Origin of the sequence: Streptomyces sp. NPDC085900 (assembly GCF_044540925.1) — a bacterium.
Taxonomy (GTDB): Bacteria; Actinomycetota; Actinomycetes; order Streptomycetales; family Streptomycetaceae; genus Streptomyces; species Streptomyces gilvifuscus.
The window spans coordinates 61,832-87,636 of record NZ_JBITSP010000008.1 but is presented as its reverse complement, the minus strand read 5'-3'; the positions used below and the strand labels follow the sequence as shown (position 1 = coordinate 87,636).

Below are 25,805 nucleotides of genomic sequence, written 5' to 3'. Positions count from 1 at the left end.
ACTTAGTAAAACAAATGGATTTAGTGTCCGGTGCCGCAGACGAAATCTCGGACACGACGGCACAGGGCAGTGCCATCGGAGGCAAGTTGATGTCCATGCAATGCCGCAGGCCCGCAGGCTCGGCAAGGCCTGAACGCCTTCCCGGCGGTCAGGAGCGCCGTTCATGACTCCCCGCGCAGCGAACCTGCTGGAGATGCGGTCGATCACCAAAACCTTCCCCGGTGTCACCGCGCTCGCCGACGTCAACCTCGTCGTGCGGGAAGGTGAGATCCACGCGATCTGCGGCGAGAACGGCGCAGGCAAGTCCACCCTCATGAAGGTGCTCAGCGGCGTTCACCCGCACGGCAGTTACACCGGCGACATCGTCTACCGGGGCGAGAAGGTCCGCTTCGACGACATCCGCGCCAGCGAGCAGGCCGGCATCGTGATCATCCACCAGGAGCTGGCCCTGGTGCCCGGCATGTCGATCACCGAGAACCTCTTCCTCGGCAACGAGCCACGCCGCCGTGGCGCGATCGACTGGAAACGCGCCCAGCGCCGCGCCCTGGAGCTGATGGAGCAGGTCGGACTCCGCGAGGACCCCGACACCCTGATCAAGGACATCGGTGTCGGCAAGCAGCAACTCGTCGAGATAGCCAAGGCGTTCGCCAAAGACGTCAAACTGCTGATCCTCGACGAACCCACCGCGGCCCTCAACGAGGCCGACTCCCAGCACCTGCTGGACCTGCTGCGCGGCTTCCGCGACCGAGGCATCACCTCGATCATGATCTCGCACAAACTCAACGAGATCGAGGCGGTCGCCGACACCATCACGATCCTGCGTGACGGCCGCACCATCGAGAGCCTCGACGTCAAGGCCGACGGCGTCAACGAGGACCGGATCGTGCGGGGTATGGTCGGCCGCGAGCTCGACAGCCGCTTCCCCGACCGCACGCCCGACATCGGCGAGGTCTTCTTCGAGGTCCGCGACTGGACGGTGAGGCACCCCACCTCGGACGAACGGATGGTCTGCAAGGGCTCGACGTTCAACGTCCGCCGCGGGGAGATCGTCGGCTTCGCCGGACTCATGGGCGCGGGCCGCACCGAACTCGCCATGAGCCTGTTCGGCCGCTCCTACGGCACCTGGCTGGCCGGGCAGGTCTTCAAGGACGGCAAGGAGATCCGGCTCAAGACCGTCTCGGACGCCATCGGACACGGGCTGGCCTATGTCAGCGAGGACCGCAAGTCGATCGGCCTCAACCTGCTGGACGACATCAAGGCCTCGATGGTGGCCGCCAAGCTGTCGAAGATCGCCCGCCGCCGTGTCATCGACCCGGTGCGCGAGCACCGCGTCGCCGAGGAGTACCGCGAGAGCCTGCGGATCAAGACGCCCAGCGTCGACGAGGGCGTCGTCAAGCTCTCCGGCGGCAACCAGCAGAAGGTCGTCCTGGCCAAGTGGATGTTCACCGACCCCGACCTGCTGATCCTCGACGAGCCGACCCGCGGCATCGACGTGGGCGCCAAGTTCGAGATCTACGGGATCATCCAGCGGCTCGTCGCCCAGGGCAAGGGGGTCATCGTCATCTCCTCCGAACTGCCCGAACTGATCGGCCTGTGCGACCGCATCTACACGGTGTTCGAAGGCGCCATCACCGGTGAGGTGGCGCGCGCGGACGCGGATCCGGAAGTCCTGATGAAGCAGATGACCGCTACCAAGAAGAGCCCCACTCCATGAGCCGTATATCTGACCTGCAGAAGAACCTGTTCGGGGGCACGACCTCCAACGCCCGCCAGTTCGGCATGATCTCCACCCTGGTGGCCATCGTCGTGCTGTTCCAGATCTGGACCGACGGCCTGACGCTGACCTCCGGCAACCTCATCGCCGTCGTCAGCCAGTACTCCTACATCCTCATCCTCGCCGTCGGGATGCTGATGGTGATCGTCGCCGGGCACATCGACCTGTCGGTCGGCTCCGTCGCCGCGTTCACCGGCATCGTCGTCGCCAAGGCCATGCAGGAGCACTCGCTGCCCTGGCCCCTGGCCATCCTCCTCGGCCTGCTCGTCGGCGCGGCGATCGGCGCCTGGCAGGGCTTCTGGGTCGCCTACATCGGGGTGCCGGCGTTCATCGTGACCCTCGCCGGAATGATGCTGTTCCGCGGCGCCAACCAGTACATCGGCAACGCCGACACCGTGCCGGTGCCCGAGGGCTTCCGCAAGATCGGCGCGGGCTTCCTGCCCGAGGTCGGCCCGGACACCGGATACAACAACCTGACCCTGCTGCTCGGCGTGGCCGCCTGCGCGGGCGTCGTCTGGCGGGAGTGGACGGCCCGGCAGACCCGACGCGAGATGAAGGCGGACCTCGCGCCGCTGTGGGTCACGGGCGTCCGGCTGGCCGTCATGATCGGCATCATCGTCTTCGCGACGCTGCGCTTCGCCGGCGGCCGGGTCGGCACCAGCCTGCCGATCTCCGGCATCATCCTGATCGTCCTGGTCCTGGCGTACTCGCACTACACCCGCAACACCATCGGGGGCCGGCACATCTACGCGGTCGGCGGCAACGCCCGCGCCGCGGAACTGTCCGGCGTGAAGCTCAAGCGGGTCAACTTCGCCGTCATGATGAACATGTCGGTGCTGGCGGCCCTCGCCGGCATGATCTTCGTGGCCCGGTCCTCGGCCTCCGGCCCGCAGGACGGACTGAGCTGGGAACTGGACGCCATCGCCGCCGTGTTCATCGGCGGAGCGGCGGTGTCCGGTGGTCTGGGCACCGTCAGCGGTTCGATCGTCGGCGGTCTGGTCATGGCGCTGCTCAACAACGGTCTGCAACTGCAGGGCGTCGGCTCGGACATGGTCCAGATCATCAAGGGCCTGGTCCTTCTGCTCGCCGTCGCCTTCGACGTCTACAACAAGAGCCAGGGGCGCTTCTCCATCATCGCGACGCTGACCCGCCCCTTCAGGCGCGACGACCCGGCGGGCACAGCGGCGCCACCGGCCGCGGCCTCCGACGCGGACAAGGCCAAGATCGCAGGCTGACCGCACAGGGCGTTCGCCGGGCCGCGACCGGACGCTCATCTCATCGAGCCGTCTCCTCCAACGCTCTGCGCACGTCCCAAAAACGGCCGGACACCCGGCCCCCTGACAGCCGGGTGTCCGGTCCACCTCCGCACACCAGCCACAACCCGGCACCGGCACACGGCCCGACGGCCGAACCGCACCACCTGAGCCGCACGACGGCACACCACACTCCGGCAACAAACACGCACGAAGGGTTCCACTCCACCATGCGCAGACTCGTCATCAGAAGCGTCGCCGCCGTCGGCACCGCCGCCCTGCTCGCCCTGGGCACGGCCTGCTCCAACGAACGCGAGGGCTCCTCCAGCAGCGGCAGCGGCGACGGGAAGGGCTTCTCGAAGGACTCCCTGATCGGCGTCGCCCTGCCGGCCAAGACCTCGGAGAACTGGGTGCTGGCGGGTGACCTGTTCACCAACGGCCTCAAGAAGGCGGGCTTCAAGGCCGACGTCCAGTACGCGGGCGCCTCGACCACGGTCGCCGACCAGCAGGCGCAGATCTCCTCCATGGTCACCAAGGGCGCGAAGGTCATCGTCATCGGCGCGACCGACGCCTCGCAGCTCGCCACGCAGGTGAAGCAGGCCAAGGAGGAGGGCGCCACCGTCATCGCCTACGACCGGCTCATCACCAACACCCCGGACGTCGACTACTACATCGCCTTCGACAACTTCAAGGTCGGCCAGCTCCAGGGCCAGGCCCTGATCGACGGCATGAAGGCGAAGAAGGCCAAGGGCCCCTGGACGATCGAGCTGTTCTCCGGCTCGCCGGACGACAACAACTCCAAGGTGTTCTTCGACGGTGCGATGCAGGTTCTCAAGCCCCTGATCGACAAGGGCGACATCGTTGTCGGCTCGGGGCAGAAGGACATCAAGCAGACGGCGACACAGGGCTGGAAGGCCGAGAACGCCCAGCAGCGCATGGACTCCCTGCTGACCTCGACCTACAGCGGCAAGAAGACCCTCGACGGGGTCCTCTCCCCCAACGACACCCTCGCCCGCGCGATCCTCACCTCGGTGAAGGGCGCCGGGAAGCCGATCCCGGTCGTCACCGGCCAGGACTCCGAGGTCGAGTCGGTCAAGTCCATCATGGCCGGTGAGCAGTACTCGACGATCAACAAGGACACCCGCAAGCTCGTCGCGGAGACCATCAACATGATCAAGTCCCTGCAGAAGGGCGACAAGCCGGCCGTCAACGACACCAAGCAGTACAACAACGGTGACAAGGTCGTCCCGGCCTACCTCCTGCCGCCGGTGATCGTGACGAAGAAGAACGCGGCCGAGGCCTACGCCAACGACCCCAAGCTGTCCCCCCTCACCAAGTAACACCGACCCCCGCCCTTGCCCGCGCCGCCACACTCCCCGGCGCGGGCCAAGGCACGCACGGCCCCGCGCCGATCAGGATCGCCGCGGGGCCGACGCGTCTCCAGAGCCGCTAGGCATCCGGGATCCAACTGCCGTGGAATCCCAGCGGTACCCGGCCCGGCAGGTGAATGCGGGCCAGCGGGTGGCCGCCGAAGTCCTGGGCGGAGAGGATCACCAGGTCGGTCGCGCCGCGGTCGGGGGCGTTCACGTACGACAGGACGTAACCGTCGTCCTCGTCCCGCGCCCCGCGCCGCGGCACGAACACCGGCTCGCTCGCCGCCGCGCCCGCGGGGAAACGGTGCACCTGCCCACTACCTCGCAACATGTCCTGTTTGATGAGGCAGTTGGTGAACTTCTCGTCCGGCGGTACGCCGTCGACGGTCTCGTACGCGCGCCACATCTCGGCCGCGCTCGCGGTATAGGCATAGCGGTGCCGACGCGACACCAGGGACTCGTTGATACGGGGGAATTCCTGCGGACGGTCGTCCAGCCGACTGCTTCGGACCCGGCCCGCGCGCAGGTCGATCGTCCACCGGTCGAGGGTCGGGGCGCCGGTCGCGGACGGTCCGCCCATACCGCGGCCGGCGGCGTAGAACGGCGCGGGGAACCCGGTGTACTCCACCACGACCGTGTCACCCTGGTCGTAGGCGTTCAGCGTGTGCGAGTAGTACACCGGGGGGATCTCGAACCAGCGCGTGGTGCCGCCCGCGCGCGGCAACAGCCCGATGCGCATGGGATGTTCGTCGTTCCACACATACGGCACCTTCGCGCCCCCCTCCGCGGCCGCGGCGTCGAAGGTGATCGGCACGTCCACGATCACCACGTACTTCCCGGTGAGCGCGAAGTCGTGCATCATCGGCGCGTCCGCGACGGCGATCCGCGTGGTCCGCGCCACCCGGCCGGTGCGGTCGATCATGATGTGCCGCACATGGTCCCAGGTGGGGTAGTACGCGATCGCGTGCAGCTCGTCGGCCGCCGCGTCGTACTTGGTGTGCGCGGTGAAGGCGCCCTGGAGCGTGGAGCGGAAGTCGTAGGGGCGTACGGTGCCCAGCTCGCCGTCCAGTTCGTACGGCAGCGGCCCGCCCTCCTGCAGCGCCAGAATGCGGCCCTTGTACGGGATCACGTGCGTGTTGCACGCGAAGTCGTCCGGCGGCACCTTTCCGGGGTAGGTCTCCCCCAGCTTCGCGGTCACCTGCGAGGACCGAACCCAGCGGTTGCGGTACCACTCCGCGCGCCCACCCCGCAGCCGGACCCCGTGCACCATCCCGTCACCGAGCATCCAATGGTGGGCGCGGACGTCCTCCAGACCCAGCGCGTTCGGGCCGTTGCGCAGGTAACGGCCGTCCAGGTCACGCGGAATGCGGCCGGTGACCTCGAGGTCGAAGGCGGTCAACTCCTCGGTGACCGGCGCGAAGGCCCCTTCCAGGAAGGGGGTCGCGCCCACCGCACCGCTCCCGCCGGCCGAGGAACTCGCCTGCGCCACAGTCGAGAAGAAGCCGGGCCCGAGGCCGCTGCCGACCACGCTGCCCGCTGCCGCGACCGCGGCGCCCTTGAGAAGTCGCCGCCGTGTGTGACTCGCCATCATGTCTCCCGTTTCGTCATCCGCGCCGACTGCGCCGGCTCGACTCGCCGTGGCAGGAGCAACACTCCTCCTCGGCCGTCCGCTGGGGAGTCGGCCCAAGCCCCGAATCGGGGGTGGTGCTGGTGCCACCCCGGCAACGGCGTCCCGGCGGGCCCGGCCGCACGCGGTGACAGGACAGTGACAAACACGGCCACAACTTCCCCCTAGGTCGACCTGTCTCATCTCGTGGGTGCCGAAAGCACCCCTGACCGAGCAGCACCTGACCACCGACCACGGGGGAACACCATGAAGGTCTCACGTCACCTCACCACGGCCGCCGTCCTGGCCACCGCCGCACTCGGCGGAACCGTCGCCCTGGCCGCTCCGGCAGGCGCGGCGCCCCACACCGCCACCGTCCTCGCCACCACGGCGGGAGCCGCCTACAACGGCGCCTGCGGCACCGGCTACACCGTCATCGACTCCACACCCGTCGAGGACAAGGGCACCGTCTACGTCACCTACAACAAGTCGACCGGCAAGAACTGCGCGGTCACCATCCGCAACGCGCCCGGCGCACCGGTGTCGATGGCCGTGACGCTGGGCATCGACGCGGGCCGCGGCGCCCCGGCCGTCGTCGACAACGGCTTCTACACGACGTACGCCGGTCCCGTGTACCTGGACGCCCGCGGCCAGTGCATCCTCTGGCTGGGCGCGATCGAGGGCGCGCTGGGCAACGGGCACGGTCACTGCGGCTGAGCGGGGTGTGTCTGTGTCACGACCCGGCAACGGCTCGGTGACCACAGCAACCGGCGATTGGCTGGAAATCGTTTGTGCCTGAGACAGTCACCCTCGACTGCCACTCACCAGACAGGATCGCCATGACAACCTCCACGAAGTCCGACCGGCACAGACCCGGCACCGTTCTCCGTACGGCCGTGATCAGCGCCTCCGCTGCCGTCCTCGCAGTGGTCCTCACGGCTTGCAACGGAGACGGGACTTCGACGGCCGCCCCCGCCGACGGCAAGACCGCCACGGCGACGGCGGGCGGCAGTGGCACGGGGGGCGGCTCCCCGACGACCGGGGCGAAGCCCGCGGCCAAGCCGAAGGGCACGGGCAGCGGCGCGACGTCCTCCGCGGCCCCCAAGCCCGCCTCCTCGGCGCCCGCGCCGGCCAAGCCGATCGCCTCCGGCACGGCCGGTGACGACGGCTGCGACCACAAGATGCCCATCTCGCCCGACGAGGTGGCGGTCTACCGCTACACCCCCGAAGGCGGCTCCCTGAGCCTCATCGTCAAGTACGGCAACTGGGGCTGCGCGCCCGCGGACTCCGACGGCGCGCCCTTCGAGACCGTGGGCAAGGAGACGTACATGCCCATGGACCAGGCGGCGTACATCACCGTCACCAACCCCATCGTGGAAAGCACCGAGAACCAGCACATCGGTGTCCAGGAGTTCCTCGACTGGCTGGAGGCCCACCCCAACAGCGGTCTGGTGTTCAAGTACCACCTGGGAGCCGACGGGGCGATCGACCGGCTCGACGAGGAGTTCACTCCCTGAGCGACCACGTCGCGGCCGCACAGCACCCGGAAGGGAGACCGGCAGGGTGCTGTGCCGCAACCGATGTGGCTGAAAACGTGTCTCTCGTCGCATGATGCGGCGGCTACGGAGTGGGCCATGCACGACAGCAGGACGACCGGGGGGATGAATGTGAACACATGGGTGGTGCCCGGATACACCGAGTCGCACGAACTCGGGTCGGGGGCGAGCGGACGCGTCGTATCCGCCGTGCACGGGGACACCGGCGTTCCGGTCGCGGTGAAGTACCTCAGCGAGTCTCTGCGCACGCGCCCGGACTTCGTGCACGACTTCCGGGCCGAGGCACGCCTGCTCGGCGGCCTGGAGAGCCTGCACGTCACCGGGTTCTACGAGTACGTGGAGAGCCCGCACGGCGCCGCCATCGTGATGGAGCTGGTGGACGGGGTCTCGCTGCGGAGCCTCCTGAAACGGCAGGGCCCCCTCGAACCCGAGGCAGCGCTCGTCATCCTCAAGGGCTCGCTCCTCGGCCTGGCCGACGCGCACGGCATAGGTGTCGTCCACCGCGACTACAAGCCCGAGAACGTCCTGGTCGAACCGGACGGATCGTCCAAGCTGGTCGACTTCGGGATCGCGGTGGACGCCGGGACCACCGCCGGTGTGGCCGGAACCCCGTCCTACATGGCCCCCGAGCAGTGGACCGGCGAACCCGCCTCCTGTGCCACGGACGTGTACGCGGCCACGGCCACCTTCTTCGAGTGCCTGACAGGGCACAAGCCGTACTCGGGCGACAACCTCGCCGAACTCGCCCTGCAGCACGTCGATGCGCCCGTCCCCGTCGAGGAGGTCCCCGCACCGGTACGCGAGCTGGTCCGCCGCGGCCTGGCCAAGGAACCTCAGGAGCGGCCGGCACAGGCCGAGGCCTTCGTCCGCGAACTGGAGACGGCCGCCTGCGCCGCCTACGGCCCCGACTGGGAGGAACGCGGCCGCGCCCGGCTCGCCGCCCTGGTGGCACTGCTGGCGATGTTGCTGCCGTCGGCGCGCTCACCCCGAACCACCACGGACACCGCACGCACGGTCCTGAGCCAGGCGCCGCACCACGGCGGGGCCCGGTCGTGGCTGCCCGGTCGGCCCGGAATGCTCGTGTCGGGCACGGCCGTACTCCTGGGCATCCTCCTCACCTACGGCATCCATGTCGCCCCGGGAGCCGCCGCGCAGCGGTCCGCCCAGGCCGTGGCCACCACCAGCGCCCACACCGGAGCCGCATCCCCCGGGGACACCGCGCCGCCCACGTCACCGTCCCCGTCGGGCGACCCGTCGCCTTCCCCCACCCTTTCCCCCTCGGCCTCGCCGACCAGCGACGCCACCGACCCCACGGCCTCCGCGACCTCTCCGTCGACCTCCGAATCGACGCCCGGCGAGACGACCGCGCCGGCGACACCGACGGCTTCCTCGGCCACCTCGCCCGCCGCTGCCGCCGTCAAGAACGTCGCGGTGTCGGCCCTCCAGCAGACAGGCCCCTCGACCGCCACGGCGACCATCGACGTCACCACGGACGGGACCGGGCCACTCACCATCTCCGTCTCCTGGTTCACGGGCAACATCGGCGGCCAGCTCGGCTCCCCGGACGGCGCGTCGCAGACCTTCGAGCGAAGCGGAGCCACGCACTACACGCTCGCCGTCCAGCACACCTTCCAGAACGCCGGCTGCTACTGGGCGGTTCAGGCAACGACCACCCCGGCAGCCGCATCCGGCGGCGCCTCCCAGCAGATCCTGACCAGACAGTGCGAGCTGCGATGACCACTCACGACGACGTCACTCCCCCGCCCGCAGAGGAAGAAGAGGCGACTCGGAGGCTCGTACCCGCCGACGCGCAGGCCGCCACTGTCCACCTCGATACCTCAGGCGATGGTCCCGCCGGCAGCGGGACTGCTTCAGGCGATGGTCCCGGCGACGCGGACGACGACTACAGCGCCACCGTGCTGGCCAGCCACTGGATCCAGCGGCCCGAACTCGACCGCACCCTCGTCGAGGAGCCCTCGGAGCCGGCGCCGGCTCCGTCGCCGCTCCCTGATCGCGTCGACGGCACCGTGCTGCGTTTCGGCCCGGGCGTGACCGCCGCCATCGAGCACCGCCATCACCGGACACTCGCCACCGCGCCCCCGTCGCCCCCGCCCCAGCCCCGGCGCCGGAGGCTGCGCAGGCACGCGCTGCCGACGCTGGTGGTGCTTGCCGTCCTCGCCTTCCTGCTCTGGCAGCGCTCGGCACCGTCCGTGCAGGTCGGCGCAGTTGCCGTCACCGCACGACCGACGGTTCTGGGATGCGACGGCACCGCGGACATAGTCGGCCTCGTGACCACGAACGGCCTTGCGGGCACCCTCTCCTATCGCTGGGTCCGCAGCGACGGCACCGCCTCCGGCGTGCTCCATGAAGTGACGGTCCGGGGCCAGAAGCACGCGCGTCTCCACCTGCGATGGACCTACCGGGGTAAGGGCCACCGCACGGCACAGGCCGAACTGCGCATCCTCACCCCCACCCACCGAGAGAGCACCGCCCGCTTCACCTACGACTGCTCCTGAACGGGAGGGCAGGAGAAGGCGGGAAGCACCTCTCCGGTACGGCGTGAGTTGTCGCCCGGAGAGGTTCCGTTCAGCGGCGCGCCCCTGCTGGGCACCGACGCGATGGCCCGTCAGGCACGGGTAACTCGACCCGAGGCCTCACCTCAAGTCACCTCACCTCATCTCACCGAGGGACTCGGAGAGGCCGTGCTGTGGGCCGGCGGGGTGAGGACGACCTGCGGCTGGCCCGCAACCGGGGGCGGCGGCGTCTGGGGTGCGGTGGTCTCCAGGGACAGGGCCTGGTCGAAGTCGACCACACCGGTCTTCTCCACGACCGTGATGTCATCCAGAACCGTCTGGTTCGCCAGGTTGGCCAGGGCACGGACCACCGAGTTCCTCGTCGTGGTGCGGACGCTCGCGATCGTGGCGAGCATCTGGCCGTTCGTCGCGCGCAGGATGGTGGCCATGTCGGTGTCGAACTGCTTGCCGCTGTCCCCGTTCAGCCGGGTCACGAAGCCCTGCTGCTGCGCCGACGGCTGGTTGGGCAGCGTGATGTTCAACTGACCGGCGGCCTTGCGGTCGGCGGCGTCCAACGCCGCGTCCCCGTCGATCAGATGCTCCCCGGCCGTCCTCACAGCCTTCGTCGTGCCCTTCTTCAGCGCCATCTGACCGACGGGGTACTCCCACAGTCCGGCCGCGCGCACCTTGACCAAGAAATCCCGGTCGGCTTGGGTCAGCGGCCCGGTCGCCGGGTGCGCGATGACCAGTTCCGGTTCGGCGCTGACCCTCTGGACTCCGAGCATGCTGGGGTAGAGCAGGGACCCCAGAGTGGTGACGAGCGCACCACCCACGAACAGGGTTCCCGCCGCTTTCCGTGAAACGAGCACCGTCTCTCCTGCTTCTGATTCGGAACCCGCACGCCCAGGGATACGGATGCCGGCACCCAGAAAACCTTTTGGGCTCGCAATGACTTCGTCAAGCCGACGAGGCGGTCCGGACCAGGTGCCCGGCTCGACTCACTCACCGGCGCCGAACACCCCAACCGCCAGAGAAAAAAGGGCCGTTGGCCCCTACCCCGTGAGCCACTCAGGGACCGTTCGGCCCTATCGGGACCGGGGGCCCCACCCTCGATCATGAGGGCGACGGCCGGGAAGGGCCGGGACCAGACCCGCACTTCTGGCACTTCCCGGTTCGTCGCCGCACGTGTCGATGCGTTCAGCGGTCCGGCTGGAGCTTGTGATGGGTTCCCGCCCGGCTGATGTCCAGCTCCAGCAGCTTGTTCAGTGGTGTTCCGCTGTGCCAGAAGCCGAGCAGATCGATATCGATCAACGTCAGCCGGTGGCGTGCCGCGAATGCACGGGCGTGCCGGGTGAACACGCAGGAGGCGACGAAGAGCGCGACATCCGCGCCGTGCTCACTGCGGGCGGTCCCGTTGAACTTCTGCAGGTCCGGGCTGCCGACCGTGCGGTGCTTGGCGTAGCGCTTGCACTGCACGACGAGTTTGCGGCCGTCCGGCAGGCAACCGATCACATCGGCGCCCAAGTCCGCCCGGCCGCCCACGCGTTGCACCCCGGTGCAGCCGTCCCGGCGGCACAACTCCGCCACGTACTCCTCGAACTCGCGGTCCCCCATCGCCCACACCACATCCAATGACCGGCGAGCCTGCAACCGCGCCTCCTGCGCCAGCCGCATGCGTTCCGCCCGCGCCTCGCGCCACCCCGCGCGCACCAGCCCCACCACTACCGTGGCCAGCACGACGAGTCCTAACACCAACAGCCCTATCGCTCCCATGCCCAACCCCTCCCCTGACGGGCGATCTCGCGTGAGTTCTTGCTCCCCGCCGGGCCGTCGGTCTACCCACGCGGACCCAACACGCCTGCCGCGCGGCACGGGTCAGTGACCGGCAGAACGCCACCGGTCCGAAACGGCAGACCTCACCGCCCCTGATAACTGTCCTGCGCCCGCTTGCCCATCCGCTCCCAAAAGCGCCTCAGCTCGCCCAGGTCGGTGCCGCGCTGCCAGCGGGCCTCGGGCCGCGGCCGGGATCGCGAGCGCGCCAGCAGGGTGAACTGCGCCCGGCAGAAAGCCTCCGACAGCTCCGGACGGTGGCCGTCCAACCGCCCCGACGACGGGTAGGGGCACAACTCGAATGCGCAGTCGTCACGGCAGTTGGAGCCGGCGTGCGAAGCGGCCGTGCGCACGGGAGCCCGGTCCGGGGCGAGCGGGCGGCGGTCCTTGGTCAAGCAGGGCGGCAGATCCGGCCGGTCGGTGCGGCGCAGCCGACGAAGCCGGTCCTTGGGCCAGTCGCCGCGCTCGGCGAGGTTGAGCAACAGCATGACGTCGGCGAGGAGCTGCTGCGCACGCGGATGCAGGGTGCTCCAGCCGGTGGAGGGCGGGATCCACAGCTGGTGCTTGCGGGTCCGGCCGTCGTCGGCCGGCTGAGAGCCGACGTGCGAGGACACTCCGGCCTCGTCGATCCACAGAAAGCGCTCGGGCTGGCGGGTCCTCAGAGCCCACACGCACATCTCGGCGGCCGCCTCGACGAGGGGGTGTTGAGGTGTGCTGTCCGGTAGCGCGAGCCACTGACGGACCTGTTTCGCGGGCTCGGAGCCGTGCTGCCCGAGCCCGGCGTCCACGGCGCCTTGCTCGGGCATCTCCCACAGGGTCAGCGCTTGCAGCAGGGTGAGCCGGGTGAACCAGAACCGGGAGCGTTTGAGCATGTCCCGGGCCTGCTCGCTGAGGTACTCACGGGCCTGCGGGCGGGCGTGCGGATGGCGGGCCCGGCGGTTGGCCGCGTACTTGAAACCCTGGGCCAGCGCGGTCTCCAGGGCGAGATCCAGGCCGTCGCCCCTGTCATCGGGGACGCCGACCCGCCGTACCCAGTCCGCGAGGATCTCGAAGGGGGTGTCGTGGTGGCGGCGGGTGGTGACGGAACCCACCAGCAGCGGCATCAGCCAGGCGCACAGCGCCTGGCTGCGTCGTTCGCGTTCCTCCTCCTCGCGTTCCTCCAGCTCCAGCCTGTGCAGGATCGCGGTATCCCCCTCGGCCGGTAACGAGTCGTTCACCGGATTCGGCCGGTCGGCCCGCGCCAGTGCCGGATCACCCGAATCGCCCGGGTTCCCCACGCTCCGCAGAACGCCGAGCCGCTGCTCCAGGTCCCTGAAGGCACTGTCGCCGCCTGCGCCGATCTCCTGTGCGATGTCGACCCGCACCTCGTACGACGGTTCCAGACACCCGATGCGGAAGAGTTCCTCGTACGTGGGCCGCGCAGTGCCCCGGCGGTCCACGCTGCGCATGGCCTCACCCAGACGGGAGACGAGCAGCGTCTTGGCCCCACTGAGACTCTTGGGGTCGCGGGCCCGGAGATCGGGCCAGGACGTCCTGAGCTTCTCTGCGATCTCCCCCTGACGGGGTTCCGCGTCGACGCTGTCGATCTCCAGGGCCGCGGTGTACAGCTGCAGCGCCTTGGTGTGCAGGGTTCGGGCGAACAGACACCATGGGTCGGCCTGCCCGGGCCGTGCGCCGTCCGGGTGGCCGTCGGGGTGCACGCCGTGGGGTGCGGCGGTGGAGTCGTCGGCCGGACGGTCACCGCCGCACCACTGCGCCCGGCAGGCCGCACTCAGCAGCAGGTCCCGGGACGCGGACACCGGGCACCACGTGTGGTCGGCCGTCGGGGATGCCGCGCGCGGGCAGGAGCCGTCGCTGGTACGGGAGTGCAGGACCAGGGCGATCAGCAGTTCGCGTCCGGGGTTCTCCATCGCCTTCTTGAAGTAGTGGTTCTCGACGTCCATGGGGTTCTCGGGCATCTGCCGATGGATCAGCGCGTTCATGAACCGGGCCCCGAGGTGGGCCTGGATCACGCTGTGCTGGAACTGCACATGGTTGCTGCCGAGGTCGACCAGGTCCATGAGCGAGCCCCAGTGCGCGGCCAGCCTGATGTCCAGCCGACTGCCCTGAACACGCCTGGCCAGTTCGGCGACGATCTCGGGATAGGGGGACGACTGGGGGTCGTGCTCGTTGACGACGTCGGCGATGCGCACCTCGGCGGAGTCGGAGGCCAGCCCCACGCAGGCGAGTGCGGACAGGTACTCGAGCGCCAGCCCGCGCTCGTCCTGGCCCAGCGGTAGCCGAGGCCGCAGCCGTCCTGTGACGAGGGCCCTCAGCCAGGTGTCGAACAGGTGCAGGCGCAACGCCGCCCGGTCACCGCCGCGCGTCTCCACGCCCTCCTCGTTCTGGCCGGTGAGCGCCCGTTCCAACAGGCCCTCCTGATGCAGTTCCCTGGCGACCTGAAGGTAGGTGGGAGCCTCCGCGATTCCCGCCTTCTCCACGATCCAGTCCAGTCGCTGCCTGTCCTCCCAGGCACTGCCCGAGGAGATGTAGGCGAGGGCCGCCTCCTCGCTGAGCGGTTCCAGATCGGTCACCGATGCGTCCAGGCCGCGCAGCGTGTCGTGCGGACGTGAGGTGATGATGAGCGGCAGCCGTTCGTCGTTGGCACGGCGAATCGCCAGCCGGATGACGTTGTCGCGTTCATCCTTGTGCCTGTCCTCCATCAGGGCGTCTTCGAGGCCGTCCGCCAGGACCACGATGCGGCCCTGCTGACACAGCCGCCGCCACACCTTCTCCGCCTCGCCCTCGGACCGGACGTGCCCCTGCACCTCCCGGCTGAAGCGCTCGAACGCCAGCCTCCGGAAGTCCAGATCGTCCCCCACACCGCGCAGCCGCAGCGGAACGGGCACCGCCTTCCGCTCCGCCAGCCGCTGCGTGAGGAGCACCAGCAGCGCGGTCTTCCCCGCCCCGATGCCGCCGACGACCACGTTGGCGCGGCGGAACCGGCTGTCCCGCAGGTCCTCCATGAGCACGTCACAGAGTTGATCCCGCCCGACCACGCGTCCGAAGATGCCGCCCGCGGTCTCCACCAGGTCGAGCGGCGCCTCCTGGGCCTTCTTGAGATAGGCGCCGCTCACCTGCCGGAACCGGAAGAAGAGGTACGTGATCGAGGCCAGGGCCAAGGTGAGCAGGGGTGTGAGGACGCCGGAAAGGATGCTGCAAGCCTGCCCGTGGGTCGCGCACCTGTTCCCCGCGAAGTCGAGACTCCTGTGCGGCCCGATGAGCGTGGCAACAGCCATGACGATCAGGGCGAGTTCGACGGCCGCGCCGAGGCCGGTCAGCACGAGCACCGGGACGTACCAGCGGCTCTTGCGGCTCCGCCAGGTGCGGGCGCGCCCGTAGCCCCTCTGGGTCAGTTCGGAAGAGGACATCCGGCGGTGGTTCACGTCGTGGAGGTTCCATGCGCAAGCCCCGGCAAGGCGTCCAAGCCGCGTGTTTCGTCCCACGCAACCCGATTTTCACCCGACCGGGCCAGCGGTCTGAGCGATACGGGCCGAGCAGCACGATGACCGGACCGAGGCCGACGACCTTGCGTTCACGGCTACGGCCGGCCACACCCCGCCGATCGTCGCCGAGACACGGCATGCGCCTGCTCAGGGCCCGTGGTGGACTCGTCGACGCCGGTGTCGACCGCCGGTCGAACCGCCCGCAGGGCGCCGGGCCGGCGGCCGGAGAGGCGGTCGAGTGCGGCGGCGCTCGCGTCCTCGACCGGCAGGTGGACGACGAGCTGCTGGTCGTCGTCGGCGGGCAGGCCGAGCATCTCGTACGCCAGCTGTATCTCCCCCCCCCACCCGCGGGTGGACGATGCGCACCACCCCGTTCGGTGGCCGGCTGGTTCGTCGAGCAGGCCAAGCGCCACGGCGAGTTCAAGGTCGACCTCATCGATCTGACGGACGTCGGCCTCCCCCTTGCACTGCCGTCCACACCGCCTGCCCTGCAGCCGGATCTGCCGCCCCCTCGGGCATATCTCCCTTTCAAAGTCATGCTGGTGCGCGCTGACCATCTGTGGTTTCCTGAGCCCATGACCGTGCTTGTGACCCGCCGCCACGTGGACTACGTGCGTGTCACCACCACGGGTTGTTCCGCCGTGAGCTGACGCCGCGCTCCGGCATCCCTCTTCTCCTCACCCTCGCGCTCGCCGCGCCTTCGCGCCGCGCGCACCCCCGCGCCCTGCCCTCTTCCGCTTCCGTTTCCGGTCCGGACGGCAGTCGCGCGGTGTTTTCACGCACCCCTGCACGACCGCACAAGGGAGAATCATGAGCCAGCCGATCGACTCCGTCACCGCCGGCCACACCCCCGAGGACGAACCCGCCGGCCCCGACACCTCGGCGTGGTCGTTCGAGACCAAGCAGATCCACGCCGGTGCCGCGCCCGACCCCACGACAGGGGCGCGGGCGGTGCCGATCTACCAGACCACTTCGTTCGTCTTCCGCGACACCCGGCATGCCGCCGACCTGTTCTCCCTCGCCGAGCCGGGCAACATCTACACCCGCATCCACAACCCGACCCAGGACGTCTTCGAGCAGCGGATCGCCGCGCTCGAAGGCGGCGTCGCCGCGGTGGCGCTGGCCTCCGGACAGGCCGCGGAGACCCTTGCCATCCTCACGCTGGCGAGCGCGGGCGACCACATCGTCTCCAGCACATCCCTGTACGGCGGCACCTACAACCTGTTCCGCCACACCCTGCCCAAGTTCGGCATCGAGGTGTCCTTCGTCGACGACCCGGACGACCTCGACGCCTGGCGAGCGGCGATCCGGCCGAACACGAAGGCCCTCTTCGCCGAGACACTCGGCAATCCGCGCGGCAATGTCCTCGACGTACGGGCGGTGGCCGACGTCGCACACGCCGCGGGCATCCCCCTCATCGTGGACAACACCGTCCCGACCCCCTACCTGCTGCGGCCCATCGAGCACGGCGCCGACATCGTCGTCCACTCCGCGACCAAGTTCCTCGGCGGCCACGGAACCACCATCGCCGGCATCGTCGTCGACGGCGGAACCTTCGACTTCGGCGCCCACACCGACCGCTTCCCCGACTTCAATGAACCGGACCCCAGCTACCACGGCCTGCGGTACTGGCCCGCACTCGGCCCGGGCGCCTTCGCCATCAAGCTGCGCGTGCAGTTGCTGCGCGACATCGGGCCCGCCCTCTCCCCGCATTCGGCCTTCCTGCTGCTGCAGGGCGTGGAGACGCTCAGCCTGCGCCTCGAACGGCACTCCGCCAACGCCCAGGCCCTGGCCGAATGGCTCGAGCAGCGCGACGAGGTCGCCGTCGTCCATTACCCGGGCCTGGAGTCCAACCGGTGGTACGAGGCAGGTCGGCGCTATCTGCCGCGCGGCGCCGGCGCGGTGCTGGCCTTCGAACTGCGGGACGGAGTCGAGGCGGGCAAGCGGTTCGTCGACGCAGTCGAGCTGTTCAGCCATCTCGCCAACATCGGCGACGTACGCAGTCTCATCATCCATCCCGCGTCGACCACTCACAGCCAGCTGGACGACGCGCAGTTGGCGGCCACCGGTACATCGCCCGGACTGGTTCGTCTGTCGGTCGGCATCGAGAACCTCGCCGATCTCAAGGCGGACTTGGAGGCAGGATTCCGCGCGGCGAAGGGCGCGTCCTGAACACCGTGCCGGCTACCTCCGAGGTCCCCCTCTCGCCGGCCTCCGGGGCCTGGCGGGAGGGGGACCCTCCGGGGCGCCGCCTCTGGCACGTGCGGGTGAGACCACTGCGTTTGGAGGCGGGGGGCGAACTTCCCGCTGTGCGGCTGGCGTTCGAGACGTGGGGGCGGCTCGCAGCGGACCGCTCCAACGCCGTACTGGTGCTTCACGCACTGACCGGTGACAGTCATGTCGCGGGTCCGGCCGAGCCCGGTCACCCCACTCCCGGCTGGTGGGACGGGCTGATCGGGCCCGGTCTGGCCCTGGACACGGACCGGTGGTTCGTCGTCGCTCCCAACGTCCTGGGCGGCTGCCAGGGCAGTACCGGACCGTCCTCCACGCGTCCCGACGGGCGACGCTGGGGTGGAAGCTTCCCTTTTCTGACGCAGCGCGACCAGGTCGCCGCGGAGGCCGGACTGGCCGACGCACTCGGCATCGACCACTGGGCCCTGGTGATCGGCGGCTCCATGGGCGGGATGCGGGCCGTGGAGTGGGCCGTGTCGTATCCGGAGCGTACGAACGCACTCCTCCTGCTCGCCACCACGGCGGCGGCGAGCGCCGAGCAGATCGCCTGGGCCGGCATCCAGCTCCACGCCATCCGCAGCGACCCTCACTGGCGCGGCGGCGACTACCACGACACGGGCCGCGGTCCGCACGCGGGACTCGGCCTGGCCCGCCGCATCGCCCACGTCACCTACCGCAGCGAGCCCGAGTTGCAGGTCCGCTTCGGTCGTGCTCCCCAGCACATGGAGGAGCCCTGGAAAGACGGCCGGTACCAGGTCGAGTCCTACCTCGACCACCATGCCGCCAAGCCGGTGCAGGCCGAGCGGGCCGAAGCCGTGGGCCATCAGAAGGCGTCCGCCTCGTGGCCATGGCCGCGGACGGGTGCGTCGGGCAGCAGGACGAGCCCGGTGAGCATGGCATTGCGGCCGTAGTCCTCGACCAGCAGCCCCATGGTGCCGACCATGGTGTCGGCGCCGGGTGCGCAGATGGCGAGGGTGTGTCTGCGGCGCGGGTGGGTGTAGGGCTGGGCCAGGCACTGTGCGAAGGCGTCCTGTGCCTGCCGGGCGTCCATCCGGTCGATGCCGAGGTAGCGGGTCAGCAGGCGGTGGGTGTGGATGCGTTCGAAGGCTGCGAGGTCGGTGGCCCGCAGTTCGCGCAACCACAGGTGTTCGCCGTGCAGTTCGGGGATGTGGGTCATGACGCGGTTCCGAGGAGAGGGGCGTGGTCGGCGGCGATGAGGGCTTCGAGGTCCGCGTAATAGCGTCCTGAGGGAACCGGCGCTCCCAGCAGGATGCGACGAGCGGTGTCGGTGACCAGGGCCGCGCCGAGCATGATGCCGCTCGCCAACTGCGGCCAGCTGGAGAGGGTACGGCCGATCCTGCCGATGGCGTCCATCATGGCCGGGCGGAGCCGGTCCGCGTCCACGATCCGCAGCAGCAGGTCGAGTGCTTCGCCGGCATCCATCGCGCGAACGTCCTGTGCGGTGGTCTCACCGACCCGGCCGTGGAAGAGGGACCTGTCCGGCTCCTCGTCGAAGCGTTCCACGTCCAGCAGACCGCGGTCGTTGGCATCCATGAGGACCGGGATACGGCGGTCACGTGCGTGCTCCCGGACCGCGAACTTGGCCCACAAGGTGTCGCATTCCTCGATCAGCAGGTCCATCTCCGAGCCGGGACCGGTGCCGAAGAAGGCCTCGAGGGTCTCCTCTGTCACGCCTTCGCGGTAGATCTCGATGCTGAGATAGGGGTCGATCTCGTACATCTGGCGTGCGCACAGGACCGTCTTCTCGACGCCCAGATCGTGGACGCCGGCGCGCAGCCGGTTGAGGTTGGACAAGCCCAGGCGATCGAAGTCCGCCAGGCGGAACGATCCTCCTACGCCTTCCATGGCACAGGTCAGGGCCGCGCTGTTGCCCACGGACAGGCCGAGCACTCCGATGCGGCGGCCGAGCAGTGCCTGCTGTTCCACGCGGCTGATCTTGTCCCGGTTGCGGTCGGTGCGGACCAGGCGGAACTCCTCGGCCGGCAGGAGGTGGACCAGCCGTCCCGACCACGGGTACCAGACCCAGGTGCCGTAGCGCCGACGCGGCACCCCGGCGCACATCTCGGTGGCGGCGGCGGCCAGAGCCCGGTCGTCCAGCGACTCCCCCGGCCGCAGACAGCGCACCAGTTCCTCCAACTGGTCGTCGATGCGGTCATGGATGTCTCGTACGGCACCCGACTCCAACAGTGCCGTCAAGGTCGCTTGTCCATCGGCCTCCATGAGGTCCAGGAGCAGAGGCCGATAGGCGTCCTCCGGCGTACGCCTCCGCTCCAGGCGCGAACAGGGGTCGTCATCGGCAAGAGCGTCTGAATGGATCATGAAACGGGAAGCTAGCAGCCGAACGATCTTGGAAAGCCCTTCGTCACACGGGAGCGCACACTCGAATTCATGCGCGATCTTTTCGCCACCCTGCGCGCCGCCGCACCCTGCAGCCGAGAAGTCGCCCCCGTCTCACTTCCCGCCCCCACCGGCCCTGCACAAAGGCGTTCAGGCCATCAGCCGACCACACGGCCCCGGGCCAGGTCAGAGACCTTCATGGATCCACGATCCCTGACACCAAGAGTTGGCCGAAACATCAACTCAGCACACCTGAAACAGAGTTGTCGCACATCCCTCTGCTTGACAGACTCGCCCCACCGACGCACATGCGGACACACGTGCGAATAGATACGCGTCAGCATCACGTCGGCGGACGAGGCTCACGTCATCTCACCAGGGGGAACATCCATGAACCTCAGCCTGCCCAGACGCGTCCTGGGCCGTGCCACCGCCACCCTCGCGCTCGCGCTGGCCATGGCCACCGGCACCACGGGCCTGCTCGCGGGCACCGAAGCACACGCCCTCCCTGTCACCGAGGGCTCCTTCAGCTTCAGCGGGGACGACGGCGACTACATCAGTGGCGGCCGGTCGTACACCTACACGACGGCGTCCCAGGACCGCATGAACGTCTCCGGCAACACGGACAACGGGGTGGTGACGGTCTCCGTCGACGGAGCCAACGGCGACTGGTGGACCCTGAACCTCGCGGCGCCGACCGGCAAGGCCCTGACGCCCGGAACCTACACCGGTGCCACGCGCTACCCGTTCAACGAAGCCACCGAGCCGGGCCTCTCGCTCAGCGGCAACGGCCGTGGCTGCAACCAGCTCACCGGCACCTTCACCATCTCCGCGGTGGAGTTCGGCCCCCAGGGCTATGTGAAGAAGCTCGACGCCTCCTTCGAGCAGCACTGCGAGGGAAGCACCCCGGCCACGCGTGGCGAGGTCCACATCGAGAACCCGGCCCCGCCGGCCGAACTCGGCCTCGGCCTCGACATCGCCCTCAACGGCACGGCCAGTTCCCTCAACGGCAAGGCCACCTTCCACGGCACGGTGAGCTGCACCAAGCCGGTGCAGGTGACAGTCACCGGCAACGTCACGCAGGTGAAGAAGCGCGACCTCATTCGTGGTTCCTACTCCACTTCTGTGGCCTGCGCCCCCGGCGCCCCGGTCAACTGGACCGGTACGGCCGTACCCACCGGTTCGGTCCCCTTCCAAAAGGGGGACGTCGAGGTCGAGGGCCACGCGACGGCAACCGACCCGGACTACGCCCAGGCGGTGACGGTCAGCGAGACGGTGGCGGTCCACCTCACCCGGGTCTGACCCCCACGTCCTGACCCACAGTCACACCCCCCGGCCCGGGCTCTGTTTCTCACCACAAGGGCGAGGAACCCTCCGGAGAGGTCAGCAGCGCCAGATGGTCGAGGTCTGCGGGCGGCGGCGTCGTCACCGACCACAGTGGTGGTGGGGACCCGTCGGCCACCGCGGCCGGGGCGTCGGTGAGATTCATGCGCTCTCGCAGACGGCCGTAGAAGTCCATCGGTCCCAGCCGCACCGCCCGCAGTCGCTGCGGGGCGGCGTACACGCCGATCCAGTCCCCTGGATCCAGTACGCCCCGCAACTGGCCGTCGATGCTGACGGCCGCCGGCCCCGAACGTTCCAGTACGCGCAGTCCGACGGGCTCGTCGGGGGCGGTGACGATGGAACGGTTGAAGGCCATGTGCGGCGCGACCGGGGTGAAGACCAAGGCCTCCGCCCGGGGTGATACGACGGGGCCGCCGGCGGCGAAACTGTAGGCGGTCGAGCCGGTCGGGGTGGCCACGAGCAGGGCGTCGGCGGAGTACGAGGCCAGGAGGCGACCGGAGACGTACACGCCGACGGAGACCTGGCGGTCCCTGGCCAGCTTCTCCAGGACGATGTCGTTGAGTGCGGTGACGTCCAGCGGGATACCCCAGTCGGCGTCCACGTCGCAGTCGGGGCGCACCTGGGGCGGCGGCAGAAGTGGGCCACGGCCGTAGCGCACCCATGGCTCGATGTGCTCGGGCACTTCCAGGCGACGGGAGGCCCGCAGGGCGAGCAGCATGCGGTTGTCGATCCTGATGCGGTCCTCGCGCACCGCGTCCAGTGCCTCCCGCACGTCGGCGGCCGACACCTCCGTCAGGAACCCCACCCGGCCCAGATCGACTCCGAGGAGCAGTGCGTCGTTCTTCGCGGCCAGCCGGGCACCGCGCAGGAAGGTGCCGTCCCCGCCGAGGGTGACGACGAGGTCGGGATCACCCGCGGCCTCCAATTCCTCGCGGGCGCCGCGCCGCCCGCCGTCGTGCCACACGTCGATGTCCGCGCACCGCACGGCGTGCTCCTCGGACCACGCGCGGACCACGCCGGCCGCCTCCACGGCCTCAGGACGTCCGCCGTGCACGACCATTCCGATCCGGTCCACAGTCACATCCGCCTCCGGAAGTTCTCGGTGACCGTGTGGTGGCCACCGTACGGAGTGTCGCTCAAGCGACAGCTCAGGTGACACCTTGGCGGGCGTGGTCGGCGGCGAGTCGCAGCCAACGGAAAGTCGGAGGACGGCTCTCGAAGGGCCTATCTGGACTTCAGGTGCTCGGTCAGGCGCGCCAGCAGGGGCACCGCCGCTGCGAGTGTCTCCCGCTCATCCGGATCAAGGGCCTCGTCGATCGCGGCGCCGAGCCAACCCGCACGCCTCCGGCGCTCCTCCGCCAGCCTGCCACGTCCCTCCGGCGTCAGGTGAAGCAACAGTTTGCGCCCATCACTGGGATGCGCCTCGGCACGCACAAGGCCCTCGGTGTGAAGTTCCTTGACCGCCTTGGCGGCCGACTGGTGGCTGACTCCCCGCTGCTGCGCGACATCGGCGGTGGTCATCGGACCGTCGCGGTCGAGATAGCCGAGGACGGCGGCCTCGCCAGGGGGCATCTTGTCGGCGGCGCGCACGGTGCGGACGAGTTGTCCGATGGTCAGGCGAAGCTCTTCGGCCAACTGATCGTCGTCCATGGAGCCACCATAACCGAACTCGTCAACCAAACTGTACACCTCAGCTGCATTCTTCTACGTCCATGCGTCCACAGCCAAGGTGTACAGTCTGGTTGTAGATTTTCTTCGAGGAAGGCCCCCATGAAGCTCACCAAGCACGCCCACGCCTGCGTCACGGTCGAAAAGGACGACACCCGCCTCGTCATCGATCCCGGCACCTTCACCCCGGACGCGGCGGACGCCGTCGCTCGGGCTCACGCCGTCCTGATCACTCACGAACATTTCGACCACTTCGACGAAGAGCTGGTCGCCGCCGCTCTCGAAACTCAGCCCGACTTGCACGTCTACGGCACGAAGGCCGTAGCGGCCACCCTCGGCGGCCACGGCGGACGCGTCCACGCCGTGGCCGCGGGCGACACCGTCACCATTGGATCCATCACCGCAACCGTCCACGGCCACCGCCATGCGCCGATCCACGCCGACATCCCGTGCCCCGACAACGTCGGCTACCTGCTCGACGACGGCGCCCTCTACCACCCCGGCGACGCCTACTTCGCACCCGACGCGCCCGTGCACACCCTCCTGCTGCCGACCAGCGGCCCGTGGACCAAGCTCGGCGAAGCCGCCGACTACGTCCGTGCCGTCAAGCCCGAGCGCATCATCCAGATACACGAACTCATGCTCAGCGAGCTCGGCCAGCACTCCACCGCCAACCTCCTCGGCGAGAAGGGACTGACCGGCATCCCGATCACCCGCCTGGAGCCTGGGACCACCATCACGCTGAAATGATCGTTTTCCGCACGGCTGCGGTCCGTCGTCCCTGATCAGCCTTCCGGGGATGTGCCGGCCGCGGCCGCCATGAGCGGTCCCGCGGCTTCCTCGGTCGTGTCCGGAGGCACGACCAGGAGGTCCCAGCGCCCCTGGCCGGGGGCGAGGAGGACGATGGTGTGCCGGGCGGATGTCGCCAGGTTCCTGCACACTCGCACTACCTCGTTGGACACCAGCATCCGGCCTGGCGTCGTGGGCCAGAGTGCGCCGTTGACGGTGACGCTGGTGATGTGCCCCCACGTCGGCGGCAAACCTGCGAGCAGGGACGGAAGTTCGGCGAGCAGGTCGTACGAGCGCGGCCACCACGCTCCGTCGATGGACCGGGGCACGTCACCGTGGGGCGCCAGGCGCAGGCGCAGGTCGGGAGAAGGAGGATGCGGGGGATGTAGTGCGGCGGTCATGACGGCTCCTGCCAACTGCCTTGCACGGATGAGCGGCCAGGGTCGGGCGCGGGCGAGCCGCGATCCGGTCACGGAACAGACGGCCGGTCTCTGCCTCGCGCACGGAAGCAGGGCCGTCCGGTGGGAGGAGGAGGAAGTGCCGTCGTAGGTCTGGGGCGGTGTCCGGCGCGGACGTCGCGGCGGAAGTGCCGGGGCTGGGTGGCGTGGAGTGGGCGCTGCCCATGGTGAGGCCCCTGGGACCGAGGTGCGGCCGGGGTCACGGGCACCTCTGGTGCTGGATACGACCTGGCGGGTGGGCGTGACCCACCCTCTTTGGGCCCACCCTACTCCCCGTGCGGGGTAAGACCGCAGCGCCCCTGATCAGGGCCCGCAGGGAGCAGGCGCTCCGGGAGGCACCGCGTTGACACGTACGGGCGTGGGACGTTGACCGGCCGGACGGCGGGAAGGGCCGGGTCGACCGGGTGTTCACAGGCCGGCAGCAGACTGCCGAGAAGGCGAACGAAGGTCTTCGGGGTAGCCTGAGGGCACCGAGGGCTCTTCGCGCAGCGCGACCGGCGGTGCCGTTCCCGGCGAGTGACGCAACGGGCAGCCGTCCTCGGCTCCCGGGACGGGACCGCACGATGGAATCCAGCCGTACCGCGGCCGAGGCAATGTCCACGGACGACGCCCACACGTATCGCATGCCTCTGCCCCGGCTGGTCCTCGCCGAGGACGTCGGCCACGGCCCGCTGGACGGGGCCTGGTGGCCGCGCTGCGACGTACTGGAACTCGAACTGCCCTCGCTCGTCGCCTTGTTGGAGCCGGAACGGGGTGGGACCGTGCGCGTCAGGGTGGACGCCTCTCAATGGCCGAAAGCACCTCGCACGGTCATCGCGCCGGGCCGCGTGATCAGCGTGGAGCCGACCGAAGCCGCCGACGGGGCCGGCGTGATCACCTTGGACTGCGAGACCGTGGGCCGCTGGATGCTCATGGTCGTGTCGCACGAGGAACCCGCGGACACGGCCGCCCGGTTGTTGGCCGGGGCAGGACAGTAGTTCGGGGCTCGAACCGCTCGACCTGCGAGGTCATTCCCATCTTCCTCGTCTTCGATCTCCGTGCGATGACCTTGGATGCCGAGCCGGTCCACCTCAGCGTCTCGGGTCAGCTCGCCTGCCGCACGGCGGTCGTGGCAGCGCCGGTTCTTCCGTGTTCCATACGGGCCGTCTCCAGCAGGCGCCTCCAGGAGGTGACCGTCGGCCGTCGCCGCAACAGAGCCCGGCGTTCCCGCTCGGTCATGCCGCCCCATACGCCGAATTCGATGCGCTGGTCCAAGGCGTAGGCCAGGCACTCGGTCCTGACGACGCAGCCACTGCACAGGGCTTTGGCGCGGTTCTGTGCGCTCCCCTCGACGAACAGGGCGTCCGGGTCGGCCGTCCTGCACAGCCCTTGTTCACTCCAGTCCGTCTCCGCCATTGCGTGAGCCGTCCTCTCCCCTGATTCCTGCTGTGAGTTGCCTGTTGCCCTGAGCAACAGGCATATGACGTTACGTCGTTGACAGGATCGTTCCTGCGTTTGCTCCGCACCATCACACCTTCGGGTGATCGATGCTTGCCTGCCGAGTGGGGAAGAACTAAGGGATGCCGC

General features: G+C 69.3%; 22 protein-coding genes and 2 pseudogenes. 13 read left to right on the top strand and 11 right to left on the bottom strand.

What is annotated here, in order from left to right; genetic code table 11:
- The first annotated feature begins 163 nt into the window (after positions 1–163).
- The 3 genes from mmsA to ACIGDI_RS26825 all read left to right on the top strand — a co-directional run bounded on the left by mmsA (position 164) and on the right by ACIGDI_RS26825 (position 4,367).
- Positions 164–1,714: a multiple monosaccharide ABC transporter ATP-binding protein gene (gene mmsA / locus ACIGDI_RS26835; protein WP_399901432.1), complete on the top strand. Its 1,551-nt coding sequence runs from the start codon at positions 164–166 to the stop codon at positions 1,712–1,714.
- Positions 1,711–3,009: a multiple monosaccharide ABC transporter permease gene (gene mmsB / locus ACIGDI_RS26830; RefSeq protein ID WP_399901429.1), complete on the top strand. Its 1,299-nt coding sequence runs from the start codon at positions 1,711–1,713 to the stop codon at positions 3,007–3,009. The genes mmsA and mmsB overlap by 4 nt, the downstream gene beginning before the upstream one ends.
- Positions 3,010–3,257: 248 nt before the next feature.
- Positions 3,258–4,367 carry a substrate-binding domain-containing protein gene (locus ACIGDI_RS26825; RefSeq protein WP_399901426.1) on the top strand — a complete coding sequence of 370 codons (1,110 nt, stop codon included), beginning with the start codon at positions 3,258–3,260 and terminating at the stop codon, positions 4,365–4,367.
- A gap of 109 nt (positions 4,368–4,476) precedes the next feature.
- On the opposite strand, the gene ACIGDI_RS26820 is transcribed toward ACIGDI_RS26825, so the two are convergent.
- Positions 4,477–5,988: a carotenoid oxygenase family protein gene (locus ACIGDI_RS26820; protein ID WP_399901423.1), complete on the bottom strand. Its 1,512-nt coding sequence runs from the start codon at positions 5,986–5,988 to the stop codon at positions 4,477–4,479.
- A 285-nt stretch (positions 5,989–6,273) separates the two neighbouring features.
- On the opposite strand from ACIGDI_RS26820, the gene ACIGDI_RS26815 reads away from it, so the two are divergent.
- From ACIGDI_RS26815 to ACIGDI_RS26800, 4 genes are all read left to right on the top strand, one after another.
- A complete protein-coding gene (locus ACIGDI_RS26815) occupies positions 6,274–6,723 on the top strand; it encodes a spore-associated protein A (protein ID WP_399901420.1) in 450 nt (149 codons plus the stop codon).
- A gap of 122 nt (positions 6,724–6,845) precedes the next feature.
- Complete coding sequence (locus ACIGDI_RS26810; protein WP_399901417.1) at positions 6,846–7,523, top strand: hypothetical protein; 678 nt, start codon at positions 6,846–6,848, stop codon at positions 7,521–7,523.
- A 144-nt stretch (positions 7,524–7,667) separates the two neighbouring features.
- Complete coding sequence (locus ACIGDI_RS26805) at positions 7,668–9,299, top strand: serine/threonine-protein kinase (RefSeq protein WP_399901414.1); 1,632 nt, start codon at positions 7,668–7,670, stop codon at positions 9,297–9,299.
- Positions 9,296–10,078, top strand: a complete 783-nt coding sequence (locus ACIGDI_RS26800; RefSeq protein ID WP_399901411.1) for a hypothetical protein — start codon at positions 9,296–9,298, stop codon at positions 10,076–10,078. The genes ACIGDI_RS26805 and ACIGDI_RS26800 overlap by 4 nt, the downstream gene beginning before the upstream one ends.
- Before the next feature lie 158 nt (positions 10,079–10,236).
- On the opposite strand, the gene ACIGDI_RS26795 is transcribed toward ACIGDI_RS26800, so the two are convergent.
- From ACIGDI_RS26795 to ACIGDI_RS26780, 4 genes and pseudogenes are all read right to left on the bottom strand, one after another.
- Positions 10,237–10,908: a DUF4142 domain-containing protein gene (locus tag ACIGDI_RS26795; protein ID WP_399902233.1), complete on the bottom strand. Its 672-nt coding sequence runs from the start codon at positions 10,906–10,908 to the stop codon at positions 10,237–10,239.
- Positions 10,909–11,272: 364 nt separating this feature from the next.
- Positions 11,273–11,812 carry a restriction endonuclease gene (locus ACIGDI_RS26790; RefSeq protein WP_399901409.1) on the bottom strand — a complete coding sequence of 180 codons (540 nt, stop codon included), beginning with the start codon at positions 11,810–11,812 and terminating at the stop codon, positions 11,273–11,275.
- A gap of 179 nt (positions 11,813–11,991) precedes the next feature.
- On the bottom strand, positions 11,992–15,315 hold the full coding sequence (locus tag ACIGDI_RS26785; protein ID WP_399901406.1) for a hypothetical protein: 3,324 nt from the start codon (positions 15,313–15,315) through the stop codon (positions 11,992–11,994).
- Positions 15,316–15,584: 269 nt separating this feature from the next.
- Positions 15,585–15,765: pseudogene (locus ACIGDI_RS26780) on the bottom strand (transcriptional regulator); the annotation flags it as partial.
- Positions 15,766–15,767: 2 nt separating this feature from the next.
- On the opposite strand from ACIGDI_RS26780, the gene ACIGDI_RS26775 reads away from it, so the two are divergent.
- The 3 genes and pseudogenes from ACIGDI_RS26775 to ACIGDI_RS26765 form a co-directional block, all read left to right on the top strand.
- A complete protein-coding gene (locus ACIGDI_RS26775) occupies positions 15,768–16,040 on the top strand; it encodes a hypothetical protein (RefSeq protein WP_399901403.1) in 273 nt (90 codons plus the stop codon).
- A 160-nt stretch (positions 16,041–16,200) separates the two neighbouring features.
- Positions 16,201–17,562 (top strand): bifunctional o-acetylhomoserine/o-acetylserine sulfhydrylase, encoded by a 1,362-nt coding sequence (locus ACIGDI_RS26770; RefSeq protein ID WP_399901400.1) that lies wholly within the window; start codon positions 16,201–16,203, stop codon positions 17,560–17,562.
- Positions 17,559–18,419: pseudogene (locus ACIGDI_RS26765) on the top strand (homoserine O-acetyltransferase); the annotation flags it as partial. The gene ACIGDI_RS26770 and the pseudogene ACIGDI_RS26765, both read left to right, overlap by 4 nt.
- A gap of 26 nt (positions 18,420–18,445) precedes the next feature.
- Here ACIGDI_RS26765 and ACIGDI_RS26760 read toward each other — a convergent pair.
- Complete coding sequence (locus tag ACIGDI_RS26760) at positions 18,446–18,799, bottom strand: GNAT family N-acetyltransferase (protein WP_399901397.1); 354 nt, start codon at positions 18,797–18,799, stop codon at positions 18,446–18,448.
- Positions 18,796–19,839, bottom strand: a complete 1,044-nt coding sequence (locus tag ACIGDI_RS26755) for a ThiF family adenylyltransferase (RefSeq protein ID WP_399901395.1) — start codon at positions 19,837–19,839, stop codon at positions 18,796–18,798. Before ACIGDI_RS26755 ends, ACIGDI_RS26760 begins: the two co-directional genes overlap by 4 nt.
- Positions 19,840–20,370: 531 nt before the next feature.
- Between ACIGDI_RS26755 and ACIGDI_RS26750 the strand changes: the two genes are divergently transcribed.
- The gene (locus ACIGDI_RS26750) at positions 20,371–21,282 is read left to right on the top strand and encodes a hypothetical protein (protein WP_399901392.1); all 912 of its coding nucleotides are present in this window, start codon (positions 20,371–20,373) and stop codon (positions 21,280–21,282) included.
- A gap of 49 nt (positions 21,283–21,331) precedes the next feature.
- Here ACIGDI_RS26750 and ACIGDI_RS26745 read toward each other — a convergent pair whose 3' ends face one another.
- Together ACIGDI_RS26745 and ACIGDI_RS26740 are read right to left on the bottom strand one after the other, a co-directional pair.
- Complete coding sequence (locus ACIGDI_RS26745) at positions 21,332–22,405, bottom strand: NAD(+)/NADH kinase (RefSeq protein WP_399901389.1); 1,074 nt, start codon at positions 22,403–22,405, stop codon at positions 21,332–21,334.
- 143 nt (positions 22,406–22,548) lie between these two features.
- A complete protein-coding gene (locus ACIGDI_RS26740; protein WP_399901386.1) occupies positions 22,549–22,974 on the bottom strand; it encodes a MarR family winged helix-turn-helix transcriptional regulator in 426 nt (141 codons plus the stop codon).
- Positions 22,975–23,094: 120 nt separating this feature from the next.
- On the opposite strand from ACIGDI_RS26740, the gene ACIGDI_RS26735 reads away from it, so the two are divergent.
- Positions 23,095–23,742: an MBL fold metallo-hydrolase gene (locus tag ACIGDI_RS26735; RefSeq protein ID WP_399901383.1), complete on the top strand. Its 648-nt coding sequence runs from the start codon at positions 23,095–23,097 to the stop codon at positions 23,740–23,742.
- Positions 23,743–23,777: 35 nt separating this feature from the next.
- Here the strand turns inward: ACIGDI_RS26735 and ACIGDI_RS26730 are convergent, their stop codons facing one another.
- Positions 23,778–24,182, bottom strand: coding sequence for a DUF5994 family protein (locus ACIGDI_RS26730; protein WP_399901380.1), 405 nt, complete (start codon positions 24,180–24,182; stop codon positions 23,778–23,780).
- A gap of 620 nt (positions 24,183–24,802) precedes the next feature.
- Here ACIGDI_RS26730 and ACIGDI_RS26725 point away from each other — a divergent pair.
- Positions 24,803–25,216 (top strand): DUF5994 family protein, encoded by a 414-nt coding sequence (locus ACIGDI_RS26725; protein WP_399901377.1) that lies wholly within the window; start codon positions 24,803–24,805, stop codon positions 25,214–25,216.
- A 106-nt stretch (positions 25,217–25,322) separates the two neighbouring features.
- Here ACIGDI_RS26725 and ACIGDI_RS26720 read toward each other — a convergent pair whose 3' ends face one another.
- Positions 25,323–25,634: a WhiB family transcriptional regulator gene (locus ACIGDI_RS26720; protein WP_200699461.1), complete on the bottom strand. Its 312-nt coding sequence runs from the start codon at positions 25,632–25,634 to the stop codon at positions 25,323–25,325.
- Positions 25,635–25,805 lie beyond the last annotated feature (171 nt).